The sequence below is a fragment of the Novosphingobium album (ex Liu et al. 2023) genome (genome assembly GCF_029076845.1).
Classification (GTDB): Bacteria; Pseudomonadota; Alphaproteobacteria; order Sphingomonadales; family Sphingomonadaceae; genus Novosphingobium.
Map to the genome: position 1 here is coordinate 71,960 of NZ_JARESE010000073.1, position 12,858 is coordinate 84,817.

The 12,858-nt window shown below is 67.9% G+C and carries 12 protein-coding genes; 4 read left to right on the forward strand and 8 right to left on the reverse strand.

All coding sequences use genetic code 11. From position 1 onward, the window contains the following. Positions 1–16: 16 nt before the first annotated feature. From PYV00_RS20860 to ettA, 3 genes are all read right to left on the reverse strand, one after another. On the reverse strand, positions 17–952 hold the full coding sequence (locus tag PYV00_RS20860) for an RcnB family protein (protein ID WP_275230249.1): 936 nt from the start codon (positions 950–952) through the stop codon (positions 17–19). 138 nt (positions 953–1,090) lie between these two features. Beyond that, the gene (locus tag PYV00_RS20865) at positions 1,091–1,882 is read right to left on the reverse strand and encodes a class I SAM-dependent methyltransferase (protein WP_275230250.1); all 792 of its coding nucleotides are present in this window, start codon (positions 1,880–1,882) and stop codon (positions 1,091–1,093) included. A gap of 29 nt (positions 1,883–1,911) precedes the next feature. Then, positions 1,912–3,591, reverse strand: a complete 1,680-nt coding sequence (gene ettA, locus PYV00_RS20870; RefSeq protein WP_275230251.1) for an energy-dependent translational throttle protein EttA — start codon at positions 3,589–3,591, stop codon at positions 1,912–1,914. Positions 3,592–3,823: 232 nt separating this feature from the next. On the opposite strand from ettA, the gene PYV00_RS20875 reads away from it, so the two are divergent. Continuing rightward, positions 3,824–4,174 carry a teicoplanin resistance protein VanZ gene (locus tag PYV00_RS20875; protein ID WP_275230252.1) on the forward strand — a complete coding sequence of 117 codons (351 nt, stop codon included), beginning with the start codon at positions 3,824–3,826 and terminating at the stop codon, positions 4,172–4,174. A 62-nt stretch (positions 4,175–4,236) separates the two neighbouring features. Then, positions 4,237–5,604, forward strand: a complete 1,368-nt coding sequence (locus tag PYV00_RS20880; RefSeq protein ID WP_275230253.1) for a M28 family peptidase — start codon at positions 4,237–4,239, stop codon at positions 5,602–5,604. On the opposite strand, the gene PYV00_RS20885 is transcribed toward PYV00_RS20880, so the two are convergent. Beyond that, positions 5,587–6,408, reverse strand: coding sequence for a sugar phosphate isomerase/epimerase family protein (locus tag PYV00_RS20885; RefSeq protein ID WP_275230254.1), 822 nt, complete (start codon positions 6,406–6,408; stop codon positions 5,587–5,589). The genes PYV00_RS20880 and PYV00_RS20885 overlap by 18 nt on opposite strands. An 85-nt stretch (positions 6,409–6,493) precedes the next feature. On the opposite strand from PYV00_RS20885, the gene PYV00_RS20890 reads away from it, so the two are divergent. After that, positions 6,494–7,573, forward strand: coding sequence for a Gfo/Idh/MocA family protein (locus PYV00_RS20890; protein ID WP_275230255.1), 1,080 nt, complete (start codon positions 6,494–6,496; stop codon positions 7,571–7,573). Positions 7,574–7,614: 41 nt separating this feature from the next. On the opposite strand, the gene PYV00_RS20895 is transcribed toward PYV00_RS20890, so the two are convergent. The 4 genes from PYV00_RS20895 to PYV00_RS20910 are packed head-to-tail and all read right to left on the reverse strand — an operon-like array spanning position 7,615 to position 11,340. Continuing rightward, positions 7,615–8,487, reverse strand: coding sequence for an HpcH/HpaI aldolase/citrate lyase family protein (locus PYV00_RS20895; protein WP_275230256.1), 873 nt, complete (start codon positions 8,485–8,487; stop codon positions 7,615–7,617). Between the two features lie 11 nt (positions 8,488–8,498). Beyond that, positions 8,499–9,404 (reverse strand): SDR family NAD(P)-dependent oxidoreductase, encoded by a 906-nt coding sequence (locus tag PYV00_RS20900; RefSeq protein WP_275230257.1) that lies wholly within the window; start codon positions 9,402–9,404, stop codon positions 8,499–8,501. A gap of 9 nt (positions 9,405–9,413) precedes the next feature. Next, positions 9,414–10,661 (reverse strand): MFS transporter, encoded by a 1,248-nt coding sequence (locus PYV00_RS20905; protein WP_275230258.1) that lies wholly within the window; start codon positions 10,659–10,661, stop codon positions 9,414–9,416. Positions 10,662–10,689: 28 nt separating this feature from the next. Continuing rightward, positions 10,690–11,340, reverse strand: a complete 651-nt coding sequence (locus PYV00_RS20910) for a TetR/AcrR family transcriptional regulator (protein WP_275230259.1) — start codon at positions 11,338–11,340, stop codon at positions 10,690–10,692. Between the two features lie 157 nt (positions 11,341–11,497). Between PYV00_RS20910 and PYV00_RS20915 the strand changes: the two genes are divergently transcribed. After that, positions 11,498–12,847, forward strand: coding sequence for a hypothetical protein (locus PYV00_RS20915; RefSeq protein ID WP_275230260.1), 1,350 nt, complete (start codon positions 11,498–11,500; stop codon positions 12,845–12,847). Positions 12,848–12,858: the final 11 nt, after the last annotated feature.

Genomic DNA, 12,858 nt, shown 5'->3' on the forward strand with positions numbered 1-12,858 from the left:
TGCGGCCGAAACCGGCTTACCAGAAGAAGTCGTAGATCACATCAACCACTTCGCCGGTGTAGGTGTCAACCAGGAGGACATCGTCATAATAGCGGACCCAGCGATAGGGGCCATAGACGGCCGGCAGGCGATAGTACCAGGGATCGGAGATCCAGTAGTTCTGGCCGAAGAACAACGCGTTCAGCGTGAAGCCGATGCCCAGCCGGCGATAGGAATAGCTGCGGTAAGGCGCATGATAGCGGCCGATGTGATAGACGTTGCGATTGCGGGTGCGATAGCTCTGCCAGTCATAGCGGTTGTTGCTGCGCCAGCTGCGGTTCCACCGCTGGGTGTTGTGATTGTTCGAATAGCGGTTGTTCGTGTACCGATTGTTCGAATCACGCCGGTCGCCGCGCCAGTCGTTGCGATTGTTGTTGTTGTTGTTGTCGCGGCCATCGTGCCGGCTGTCGTTGTCGCGGCCGTCACGTCTGCCGTTCTGCTGATCGCGGCCGTCGCGCCCGTCATTGCGTCCGTTGTTGCGCCAGGTGTTCTGCTGGCTGCCCTGGCTGTTCCAGTTGCCGCGCCCGACCTGCTGCTGCGTCGTCTGCTGCTGGGCGGTCTGTTGCTGGGCATTGGCGCGGTTCCCGCCACTGCCTCGCCAGTTGCCGTTGCCGCCCGTGCGCGGCGCATCGGGCGCGCGCACCGAGGGTCTGGGCTGGACCGGCTGCGTGGCGCGATTGGGGACGCTCGGCTGCGGGTTCGACGCGCGGCTTTCCCCGCGATTGCGGAATGCGTTGTTGTCGCCCCCGCCTTGCCGGGCTCCGTTCGAGCGCTGCTGCTGCTGCCAGCCTTGCGCCGAAGCTTGCGCCGAGGCGGCCACGGGCATCGCCATGAGCGCCACGGCGGCGGTCATCGCGGCCAGCGCGCCGGCGCCAAGCGGCCTGCGAGTGTTCAGTTGATTACCTTTTGCCATGCTTTCCGGCTCCACAAAACCGGACTTGCCGCTCGGCGAAAACGACTCATCCATGCGCCCTTCTAGGCACGCCGCGCTGTCGGAAAGGTGAACCGGCCGGTACGCCTCGCGTTCAGCTTCGCCGGCGCGCCGCCCGGCTCATTCGCGGGCGAGATGGGGGATCGGGGGGATGCCGCGCACGCCGCCGCGGCGTTCGGCCAGCAACATGCGCGCGAAGCCCAGCGGATTGGTCAGCGCGTGGTGCAGCCGGCCAAAGCGCCGGGCATAGAATTCGGGATGGACCAGCGCGCGCGGCGCGTTGAGCGCTTGCAGCGCCAGTGCTTCGCCCCAGGCGCGCACCGCTTCGGGCATCGTGCCTTCGCGGAAATAGAGCAGCATGTTCTGGCGGTACCAGCTTTGCACCTCGGGCTCGTCCCATAGCGCCAGCCGCAAGGCGTCGAACGGGCGGAAGCCGTGGCCGGCCAGCTTGCGCGTCCAGTATTCGGGCCAGCGCTCGTTGACGTGGTGCTGGCCGCCCTGCAGCGGGATCGCGGCGGAAATCAGCAGCGCATCGCCTTTCGCGGCAAGGAAGGCGGCGATGGCATCGGCCCGGCCGGCGGAAAGATGCTCGACGAATTCGAGCGAGATGACCAGGTCATAGCGATCGCGCGGCAGGATCAGCCCCTCGGCGCCGCGCTCCTCGAAATTCCAGGCGGTGAATTCGCCCGGGGCCAGCGTGCGGTCGGCCGGCGCCCAGGGACCGTCGATCCCGTGCACCGCCGATGCGCCCTGCGCGCGGAACGCTTCGAGCCACACCCCCGCGCCGCAGCCGACATCGAGCACCGATGCGGGCGCGAGCAGGGGGGCAAGCGTGGCGGCGACGATCCGGGCCGAACGGCCCGATCCGCTCAGGTAGCGGCCGTAGGTATCGTGGACGTAGCCCTCGCTCATGCCCGGCCTCCGCCGCCGCGCCGCCCGGATCAGCGCGTCAGTTTCTTGTAGGCCAGGCGAGTCGGCCGGTCGGCCGCGTCGCCCAGGCGGCGGCGCTTGTCTTCCTCATAGGCCTCGAAGTTGCCTTCGAACCATTCGACGTGGCTGTTGCCTTCGAAAGCGAGGATGTGCGTGGCGAGACGATCGAGGAAGAAGCGGTCGTGGCTGATGACCACGGCGCAGCCGGCGAAATTTTCGATCGCGTCTTCCAGCGCGGCCAGCGTCTCGACGTCAAGGTCGTTGGTCGGCTCGTCCAGCAGCAGCACGTTGCCGCCTTCCTTCAGCATCTTGGCCAGGTGCACGCGGTTGCGTTCGCCGCCCGAAAGCTTGCCGACGTTCTTCTGCTGGTCCTGCCCCTTGAAATTGAACGCGCCGACGTAGGCGCGCGTCGACATGTCGTGGCCGTTGACCTTCATGTAATCGAGCCCGTCGGAGATTTCCTCCCAGACGTTCTTCGATCCGTCGAGGTGGTCGCGGCTCTGGTCGACATAGCCCAGGTGCACGGTCTCGCCGATCGAGATCTCGCCCGAATCCGGCTTTTCCTGCCCGGTGATGATCTTGAACAGCGTGGACTTGCCCGCGCCGTTCGGCCCGATCACGCCGACGATGCCGCCCGGCGGCAGCAGGAACGAGAGATCCTCGAACAGCAGCTTGTCGCCATAGGCCTTGGAGATGTTCTTGGCCTCGATCACCTTGCCGCCCAGACGCTCGGGCACCTGGATGACGATCTGGGCCTTGCCGGGGCGGCGATCGTTCTGCGCTTCCTGAAGCTGCTCGAACTTGCGGATACGCGCCTTGGACTTGGTCTGGCGCGCGGCGGGGGTCTGCCTGATCCAGTCCAGCTCTTCCTTGAGCGCTTTCTGGCGGCCCGATTCCTCGCGCTCTTCCTGCGACAGGCGCTTGGCCTTCTTTTCCAGGTAGGTCGAGTAATTGCCTTCGTACGGGAAGTATTTCCCGCGATCGAGTTCGAGGATCCAGCTCACCACGTTGTCGAGGAAATAGCGGTCGTGGGTGATCATCAGCACCGCGCCGGCATATTCCTTGAGGTGGTTTTCCAGCCATTCGACGCTTTCGGCATCGAGGTGGTTGGTCGGTTCGTCCAGCAGCAGGATCGAGGGCTTCTGGATCAGCAGGCGGGTGAGCGCGATGCGGCGCTTCTCACCGCCCGAAAGGTTGTCCACCGGCCAGTCGCCCGGCGGGCAGCGCAGCGCTTCCATCGCGATTTCGAGCTGGTTGTCGAGCGTCCAGCCATCGACCGCGTCGATCTTTTCCTGAAGCGTGCCCATTTCCTCCATCAGCGCGTCGAAATCGGCGTCTTCGGGCGGATCGGCCATCAGCATCGAGATCTCGTTGAAGCGGTCGACCAGATCGGCGGTCTCGCGCGCGCCGTCCTTGACGTTTTCCAGCACGGTCTTGCTGGTATCCAGCTCGGGCTCCTGCGCCAGATAGCCGACGGTGATGTTCTCGCCCGGCCAGGCTTCGCCGGTGAAATCGGTGTCGATCCCCGCCATGATCTTCATCAGGGTGGATTTGCCGGCGCCGTTCGGGCCGACGATGCCGATCTTGGCGCCTTGGTAGAACTGCAGGTTGATGTTCGACAGGACGGGCTTTTGCGCACCGGCAAAAGTCTTGGTCATGCCCTTCATGACGAAGGCGTATTGGGCGGCCATCGGGTTCCTCTGGGGATATAGGCGTTGGGGAAATGCGCGCGTGCTCTACAGGCGCGAAGGCCGCGCCGCAAGCGTGGCAAGTCTTGCTCCCAGGTAAGCGGGGCGGGGACAATTTCAAGCTTGCCGCGATGCGCGTCCCCCACCGCCATCGGGCCGGCGCACCTGCTCCATCGCGGAGCCATCGGCGCGGCCGCTCTGGCCTGCCGCGATCGGGCCTGCCACAAGGGCGGCCATGGTGATCGACACGATTCTCAAGCTGGTCTACTTCGCCGGGCTGGCGGTGATCCTCTATCTGGCGCTGGCGCCCAACCCGCCCGCGCCGGTCGAGGCGTCGGACAAGATCAACCACATGCTGGCCTTCCTGGCGCTGTCGCTGGGGGGCAGGGTGATCTGGCGGGGGCTTTCGGTCTGGACGCTGCTGGCGGCCATGGCTGTGCTGGGGGCGGGGATCGAGCTGCTGCAACTGGCGATGGGGCTGGGCCGCGATGCCGACGTGATGGACTGGATCGCCGACATGGTGGCCACGGTCGCCGGCCTGGCGATCGGCACGGTCGTGGTCATGATCGTCCGGCGCGCGAAGTAGGCGCGGCCGCCGCCTTGGAATCGGCCATTGGCAAGCGCGTGGGCGCGCGCTAACCCGCCGGGATGCTCTACAGGACCAGCCTTGCCGCGCTGCTCGCGGCCACCACCGCCATCGCCCCGCTCCATGCCACGCCGACCCAGGGTTCGGGCGTGGCCTGGGACATCGTCGAGGGGATCACCACCGAGATCGGGCCACGCCCCGCCGGCTCGCCCGCCGAAGCGCGCGCGCGCGCATGGGGCAAGGCCAAGCTGGAAGCGCTGGGCTTCAAAGGCGTGGCGATCGACGAGTTCAAGACATCGGCCTGGCAGCGCGGCGAGGAGCACGCGCGGCTGACCGCGCCTTACGCGCAGCCGCTGGCGATCACCGCGCTCGGCAATTCGGTGCCGACGCCGGCCCAGGGGCTTGAGGGCGAACTGGTCTATTTCCCGACGCTCGACGCGCTGCGCGCCGCGCCGGAAGGCTCGCTCAAGGGCAGGATCGCGTTCGTCGATCACGCGATGCGGCGCGCGCAGGACGGATCGGGCTATGGCCCTTATGGCGACGTGCGGCGCGAAGGGCCGGGCATCGCCTCGCAAAAGGGCGCGGCCGGTATCGTCATCCGCTCGGCCGGCACCGACAGCCATCGCAATCCGCACACCGGCGCCACCCGGTTTCCCGAGGGCATCGTGCCGATCCCTTCGGGCGCGGTGGCCAATCCCGACGCGGACCTGATCGCGCGCATCGCCGCGCGCGGCAAGCCGATGAGGATCGCCCTGACCTTGCTGGGCAAGCCCAATCCGCAAGCGCCTTCGGGCAATGTCATCGGCGAGTTGCCCGGCCGCGATCCCTCGCTGCCCAAGATCGTCGTCGCCTGCCACCTCGATAGCTGGGATCTGGGCACCGGCGCGATCGACGATGCCGCGGGATGCGCGATCGTCACCGCCGCCGCCTTGCAGGCGAGCAGGGGCGGGCAATTGCTGCGCACGGTCCGCGTGCTGTGGGCGGGCAACGAGGAAATGGGCAGCGGCGACGGCGGCGCGGACAATTATGCTCGCGTGCACGGCGCGGAAAAGCACGCGCTGGCGATGGAAAGCGACTTCGGTGCCGACCGGGTCTGGCAAGTGACGCTGCGCCTGGCCGAAGCGAACAAGCCGCTGGGCGACAGGATCAAGGCCGCGCTCTGGCCGATGGGCGTGGTGCCGCATCCGGGCATGGCCGATGGCGGCGCCGACGTGGGCCCGATCATCGCGCGGCAGAACCTGGCGGTGATCGACCTGGGGCAGGACGGCACGCACTATTTCGATCTGCACCACACGCCTGACGACACGCTCGACAAGGTCGATCCGGCCGCGCTCCAGCAGAATGTCGATGCCTGGGCCGCCGTGCTCGGGATCGTCGCCAACGAGCCGGGCGAGATCGTCCCGGTGCCCGCCTCAACGCCCGGCGAGTGACGCCAGCATCGCGCGCGCCGCGTCCACGCAGGGCGCGATGCGCGCGGCGGGCCCCGCGCCGGCCTGTGCGGCGGCGCGGCGCGGCACTTCCACGCTGATGACGACGTCCGGTGGCACCAGCGCCAGCAGCTCGGCCAGCGGCAGCTCACCCTCGCCGGGCACGAGCCGATCGTGGAACGCCTCGTCCAGATAGCTTTCGAACGGCGAGACCAGCGGCACGTCGCAAAGCTGCACATAGCCGATCGTTTCGGCCGGCAGTCCCGCCAGCGTTTCGAGCGAACTGCCGAAACGGAAGAAGTGCATCGTATCGATCAGCAGCGTGAGATTGGGGTGCGCCACCGCGTCCAGCACCGCCAGCACCCGATCCAGCGTGCGCAGCGGGCCCGTGCCGATCTCGGTGCTGACCTTGATGCCGCGCGCGGCGGCCATTTCGGTGAGCACGGCAAAGCCGGCGCCGGTGCGTTCCCGGTCACGATCCATGCTGACTAGGTTGATCCGCTCCGCGCCCAGTTCGGCCGCCAGGTCCAGATCGCGCTCCTGATCGCGCACGTCCTTGTCGGGGACGACCGCGAACCCTTCCAGCAGGGTGATCGCCACGCCGCTGTCGGCCAGGGCCGCGCGCGTCTCGCGCCGCAGCGCGGGATCATCGCGCAACGACCAGTCGGGATAGCCGTGCGGGTTGTAGGCGTTGATCGGCGTGAAACCGATGCCCACGCCCGCGCCGCCGAGCGCGGCGGCAAGGCGGATGAAGTCCACCGGCGGCATCCCGAAAACGCACAGGCGTTCGATTCCGATCCTGTTCATGCCGAGCCTGTTCATGCTTGCCTAACTCTGGTCATCGCGGGATAGTGCGCACTATCATAATCGCGGTCAACGGGAGAGAACGGCCATGACGAAGCAGTCGCCGAACAAGGCGCTGGTGGTGGGAACGGGTTTCGGCTGCCGCATCCATGTGCCCGCGCTGCGCGCCGCCGGATTCGAGGTGGTCGGGCTGGTCGGCACGCGGCCGGACAAGCTGGCGCGCAAGGCCGAGGCAAGCGGCGTGCCCGCGTGGTTCGTCGATCTTGACGCGGCGATCACGGCCACCGGCGCCGGCCTGGTGACAATCGCCACCACGCCCGCCACCCATGGCAAGCTGGCCCTCGCGGCGATCGCGCGCGGCTGCCATGTGCTGTGCGAGAAGCCCTTCGCGGCCGATGCCGCCGAAGGCCGGGCGATGGTGGCGGCGGCCGAGGCCGCGGGCGTCGCCAATCTGATCGCGCACGAATTCCGCTGGATGCCGGACCGCGCGCTGTTCGGCCGTGCCATCGCCGAAGGGCTGATCGGCGATCCGCGCTTCCTGGTGCTCGACCAGTTCATCCCGTTCTGCGCCGATCCCGAGACGCGCCTGCCGCGCTGGTGGTTCGACAAGGAGGCGGGCGGCGGCTGGCTGGGCGCGGGCGGATCGCACCTGATCGACCAGATCCGGGCCTGGCTGGGCGATTTCGCCTCGCTTTCGGCCAACCTGATGGTCGTGTCCGACCGCGGCGACGTGGCCGACGATTCCTATTCGCTGCGCTTTCGCCTGGCCAATGGCGTCGAAGGATCGATGCAGCAGAGCGCGGGCGCCTGGGGGCCGATGACGACGCTGTGGCGCTGCGCCGGCACGCACGGCACCGTCTGGGCCGATCAGGGCAAGGTCTTCGTCGCCGACAAGGCCGGAACGCGCGAATTGCCGCTGCCCGATGACTTGCGCCTGCCCCCGCCGCCGCCCGCGGCTGACCCCAATTCGGCCGATCGCCTCTCGCATCTGGAACTGGGCCCGTTCACCCGCCTGTGCGAAGCGCTGCGCGACCGGATCGAAGGGCGCGATGCGCGCGCGGCGGTCGCGGTGCCGACCTTCCGCGACGGGCTCGCCTCGATGGAAGTGATCGACGCGATTCGCGCCTCGGCCGCGCAGGGCGGCGCGCTGATGCAGGTCGGGGGGTAGAAGCTCTTTGACAGTGCGCCTCTCGGCGCATTTCGCCCCCATCAGGCCACGGCGGCGATCCGTTCGGCCACCGCGACAAGGCGCCGGGCCTGTTCGAGATGGAGCAGTTCGGCCATCCTGCCGTCCACCCGGATCGCGCCCTTGCCCTGGTTCTCAGGCGAGGCGAAAGCCGCGATCACCGCCCGCGCCCAGGCAAGGTCGGCCTCGCCGGGGGAGAACACCGCGTTGCACGGCTCGATCTGGGCCGGGTGGATCAGGCTCTTGCCGTCAAAGCCGAACAGCAGGCCTTGCCGGGCTTCGGCTTCGAACACGGCCAGATCGCGGAATTCGTTGCACACCCCGTCGAGGATGGCGAGGCCGTGTGCCCGCGCGGCGGCCACCGCCAGCGACAGGAAGGGCAGGAACGGCGTGCGCTCCGGCGTGAGCTGGGCGCGCATGTCCTTGGCCAGATCGTTGGTGCCCATGATCCACAGCGACAGCCGCGTCGATGCGGCCATGGCGGCGATGGCGTTGAGATTGGGGATCGCGGCGCAAGTCTCGATCATGGCCCACAGGCGCATGGCGGCGGGCGCATCGGCCAGCGCCACCTGATAGCGCGCGATGTCATCCGCCGAATCGACCTTGGGCACCACCACCGCGTCGGCTTGCGAGCCGGCGATGGCGGCCAGATCGGCCAGGCCCCATTCGGTGTCGACCCCGTTGGCGCGGATCGCCACTTCGCGATGGCCGAAGCCGCCCTCGGCCACGGCGGCGACCGCCGCCGCGCGGGCTTGCGCCTTCATTTCGGGCGCGACGGCATCCTCCAGGTCAAGGACCACCATGTCGCAAGGCAGGGTGCGCGCCTTGGCGATGGCCTTGGCGTTCGATGCGGGCAGGTAGAGCGCGCTGCGGCGCGGGCGTTCGCTGATATCCATGGCCGCGCTTGCTAGCCTGCCGCGGCTTCCAGCCCAAGCCCTTCCAGCATCTTTTCGCTTTCATGCCAGAGCCGCGCGGCGGCATCGTCGTCCAGCGCTTGCGGCGCGGCGGGCACTTCGGCCAGATCGTGGAAGTATCGGCCGCCATCCCGGCCCAGTTCGGCCGCCGTCGCCATCCAGACGATGGTGCGCGCGGCATGCTCGGGCGTGTGGCCTTGCAGCGTGGCGAGATAGTCCTGCATGAAGCCGTCGCCGTGGCTGGCGAAGTTCGAATGGACCACGCCCGGATGCATCGCTTGCGCGACGATGCCCTTGCCGGCAAGCTTGCGGTCCAGCTCGCGGGTGAACAGGATATTGGCGAGCTTGGCCTGGCAATAGGCGGCGCCGGTGGAGAAATCGTCCAGCATCATCAGGTCGTCCCAGCGCATACCGGGGCAGGCCTCATGCCCGCTGGAGGAGACCGCGATCACGCGCACCGTGCCCGGCGGGCTGGTTTCGGCGGCGCGTTCCAGCAGCGGCATCAGCTCGCGCGTCAGCAGGAACGGTGCGAGATGGTTCGCGGCGAAGGTCGCCTCCAGCCCTTCGCCGGTCATGTAGAGCTGATCGCGCACGCCGCCGGCATTGTTGACCAGGACGTGGACCCGATCGGTCAGCCCGGCGATCTCACCGGCGATGCGCGTCACGTCGGCCATCTCGCAGAAATCGCCGCGCAGGAAATCGATGGTGGCGCCGGGCGCTGCCACCTTGCGGATATCGGCTTCGGCCGCGTCGCAGCGTTCGGGCGTGCGGCCCGTGGCGATCACGCGCCAGCCCATGCGGGCAAAGGCTTCGGCGGCGGCCTTGCCGATGCCGGCGCTGGCGCCGGTGATGACGACGACGCGCGGGGATGCCGGGCTGGCGGGGGCGGAACTGGTCATGGTCTCTCCTCAGGTCATGGTGGCGATGGGCTTGTCGGCCGGAAGGGGGATCTCCACCCTGCCGGTGCGCCCGGTGAAATAGAAGCACAGCGCCCCCACGATGGTGAGCGCGGCGGCGAGCAGCAGGAACAGATCGAACCGCTCGGTCGCGCCGAGCGTCAGGCTGAGCGCGATCGAGCCCGCCGCCGAGGCAAGGCCCATCGAGGCGATCAGGAAGCTGTAGATCAGGCTGTAGTGGCGCATGTCGAATGTGCGCGACGTCAGATAGGCGCCGATATCGCCTTCGGCGCCTTGCGCCAGCCCGATCAGCAGCACCGCGCCTGCCAGCAGCCAGACCGAGGTGGCTGGCGAGGCGAGGATCAGGAAGCCCGCCGCTGGCAGCCCCAGCGCGGTGATCGCCACCAGTTGCGGCGTCACCCGGTCAAGCGCGATGCCGCTGGCGAAGCGGCCGCAGACGACGCCGATCGCATAGAGCGAGACGATCCAGGTGGCGAGTTGCGAGGGCGCGCCGCTTTCCAGCAGCACCAGCTTGAGCTGCGAGGAGACGACGATCTGCGGGAAATTGCAGAAGAACATGCCCGAAACCATCAGCAGGAAGGCCGGGTGGCGCGCCATCGCCACAAGCTGCGCGCGCGTGATGCGACCCGTCGCGCGAGCCTCGTGCCTGGCGGCCCCGCGCGGCTTGCGGCCACCCACCAGGACGATGGCGACAAAGCCGCCGATCGCCGAGATGACCGCGAGCAGGCGATAGCCCGCGCGCCAGCCTTCGGCTTCGATCACTTCGCCAACCACCGGCACCAGGGCCGCGCCCACCAGCGGCGCGCCGCTCATCACCACGGAAAGCGCCATGCCGCGCGCGATGTCGAACCGTTCGACGATCACCCGGCTGAACACGAGCGTGGTGGTGAGAATGCCGAACACGCTTTGCAGGATGGTGATGCCGAAGAATTCGTAGATGCTCCCGCGCATCATGCTGAACGCCAGGAAGGTGAGCGGCACGGCGCAGAAGCCCACGCTGGCGGCGACGCGCGGGCCGACGCGATCGGTGAAGCGTCCGGCGAACGGCAGCACCAGCATCGTCGCCAGGCCGAGCGTGCCGATCAGCGCGAATTGCGATCTTTTCCAGCCGAATTCCGCGATCAGCGAAGGGCCGAACAGATTGGTCATGTAATGATTGAGCGCAGCCCCCAGCGCGATGCCCAGCATGGCGCCGAGCAGGTTGGGCCAATGGGCGCGGAACTCTCCGAAATAGGTCACGCTCGCCTCTCCCGTTGCGCCGCGCCTGTTATCCGCGCGGTCTGGCTCCTTGTAGGAACAGCCTGACGGCGAAGGCAACGCGCTTGTCGACGTCCTCGGGCGCCAGCGGATTGCCCGAGGTGATGAACCTCACCGGGCCGCCCACCACCATGGCCATGAAGACGTTCGCCGCCATCAGCGGCGCGTCGATCGCCAGGCGCCCGGCGGCCGTTTCCTCGGCCAGCAGGTCGGCCAGGAACTCCACCGTCGGCCGCGCCGCAATCGTGTAGAAGGTGTTGAAGGTATCGGGGAAGCGATAGGATTCGGTGTTGATGATCCGCTGCAGGCGCAGGCCCTCGGCCGTGGCGGTCAGCTCGATGCGCAGCATGGCGATGGCGATCAGCGTCTGTTCCAGATCGCCGCCGCGCGTCGCCGTGATGCGCTCGCGCGAGATGGCATAGCGCTCGATCCCGCGCCGCACCGCCGCGCGGAACAGCGCCGCCTTGTCGGGATAGCGTGCATAGACGGTGCGCTTGGTCATGTTCACGTCGGCGGCGATCGCCTCGATCGTCGCGTGGTCGAAGCCTTTTTCCAGAAAGTGATCGAACGCGCGTTCGAGCAGCTGAGCCTGGCGCGCCTCGGCCTGCTCGCGGGTCGGGCGGCCGGCGCGCACGGGGTTCACGGGGGCAATCCGGTTCATCGCCCCTGTGGACCGGAAATGGCTTGCGTCAACAAGCGAATCCTGAGTAACGAAACGCATACGGTGCCATTAAGCGAGTCGCTCGCCGAAGGCAATGACTGGTGCGGATAAACCGGCTCGCGACGGCAGGCCGGGGAATAACGGGAAAGGATGGACCATGGGTGCCGCCGCAGACAAGCTGACCGCGCTGGTCGCCGATCCCGGGCGTTTCGCCTTTTCCGCCGAGGAGCTGCGCGAAACCCAGGTCGCCGCGCTGGACGAGCGGTTCCAGGATCGCAAGGGCCGGATCAGGCTGCTGGGCCTGCGGGCCCGCGATGCGGGGATCGATCGGATCGGCGCCATCACCGATATCGTGCCGCTGCTGTTCCCGCACACCGCCTATAAGTCCTATCCCGAAAGCTTCCTTATGGAAGAGCGCTGGGACCGCCTGACCAGGTGGCTGGGCACGATCTCGCCCTATCCGATCGAGGGGCTGGAGCTGGACGGGGTCGAGGGGATCGACGACTGGATCGAGCGGCTTTCCGCGCTGGGCCATTTCATTTCCTGTTCCAGCGGCACCACCGGCAAGTCGGCGATGCTGATCGCCTCGCAAAAGGACATGGACTGGTCGAGGATCGACACGGTGAACGTGTTCTCGTGGGGGTCGGGCGTGAAGCCGGCGCGCGACAGGCTCATCATCGGCTGCGCGCCGGTGGCGACGGTGCCGAAGAACAGGACGATCGCGCAGGCGCAATACGATGCCTTCGCCAATCCCGAGTGGCCGCGCTGGCACTATCCGGTGCCGCCGATCACGGTCGGCTCGCTCACCGCCATGGTGGTGATGCGCAAGAAGATCGCCGATGGCACCGCCCGGCCCGACGAGGTCGCCGCTTTCGAGGAAACCTCGCAGGCGCGCCAGCAGGCGATCGACGCGGCCGTGCCGGCGACCGCCGATTTCATCATCGCCAACCGGCACCGCAAGCTGCAGCTTGCCGGGCTGTGGAGCGGGCTGTGGCAGGTGGCCAGGGCCGTGCGCGAGAGGGGCTATGGCCGCGACGATTTCGATCCCGACAATTCGATCTACGTCGGCGGCGGGCTCAAGCGCGCGCAATTGCCGGCCGATTACCAGGAATTCGTGTTCGAGACGTTCAACATCCCCGCGGACCGGCATTTCCAGAACTATTCGATGCAGGAACTCAATTCGGGAATGCCCAAGTGCCGCGAGGGCGGGCGCTATCATGTGCCGCCGTGGATCGTGCCGATCCTGCTCGACAAGCCGGGCGACAGCGCGCTCGGCCACAGCCACGGCGAGTGCGAAGGGCGCGCCGCCTTCTTCGACCTCTCGCTGGACGGGCGCTGGGGCGGCGTGATCACGGGCGACCGGATCTCGCTCGATTACGGCCCCTGCGCCTGCGGCAACGCGGGCCCATCCATCCGCGACACCATCACGCGCTACGCCGATCTCGAAGGCGACGACAAGATCGGCTGCGCCGGCACGGTCGACGCCTATGTGCGCGGCGTCGCCTGAACAGCAAGAAG

What these genes read in the sequence shown, in the direction of transcription:
- PYV00_RS20860 (WP_275230249.1), bottom strand. Translation starts at nt 952, where the DNA reads ATGGCAAAAGGTAATCAACTGAACACTCGCAGGCCGCTTGGCGCCGGC.
- PYV00_RS20865 (WP_275230250.1), bottom strand. Translation starts at nt 1,882, where the DNA reads ATGAGCGAGGGCTACGTCCACGATACCTACGGCCGCTACCTGAGCGGA.
- ettA (WP_275230251.1), bottom strand. Translation starts at nt 3,591, where the DNA reads ATGGCCGCCCAATACGCCTTCGTCATGAAGGGCATGACCAAGACTTTT.
- PYV00_RS20875 (WP_275230252.1), top strand. Translation starts at nt 3,824, where the DNA reads ATGGTGATCGACACGATTCTCAAGCTGGTCTACTTCGCCGGGCTGGCG.
- PYV00_RS20880 (WP_275230253.1), top strand. Translation starts at nt 4,237, where the DNA reads ATGCTCTACAGGACCAGCCTTGCCGCGCTGCTCGCGGCCACCACCGCC.
- PYV00_RS20885 (WP_275230254.1), bottom strand. Translation starts at nt 6,408, where the DNA reads ATGAACAGGATCGGAATCGAACGCCTGTGCGTTTTCGGGATGCCGCCG.
- PYV00_RS20890 (WP_275230255.1), top strand. Translation starts at nt 6,494, where the DNA reads ATGACGAAGCAGTCGCCGAACAAGGCGCTGGTGGTGGGAACGGGTTTC.
- PYV00_RS20895 (WP_275230256.1), bottom strand. Translation starts at nt 8,487, where the DNA reads ATGGATATCAGCGAACGCCCGCGCCGCAGCGCGCTCTACCTGCCCGCA.
- PYV00_RS20900 (WP_275230257.1), bottom strand. Translation starts at nt 9,404, where the DNA reads ATGACCAGTTCCGCCCCCGCCAGCCCGGCATCCCCGCGCGTCGTCGTC.
- PYV00_RS20910 (WP_275230259.1), bottom strand. Translation starts at nt 11,340, where the DNA reads ATGAACCGGATTGCCCCCGTGAACCCCGTGCGCGCCGGCCGCCCGACC.
- PYV00_RS20915 (WP_275230260.1), top strand. Translation starts at nt 11,498, where the DNA reads ATGGGTGCCGCCGCAGACAAGCTGACCGCGCTGGTCGCCGATCCCGGG.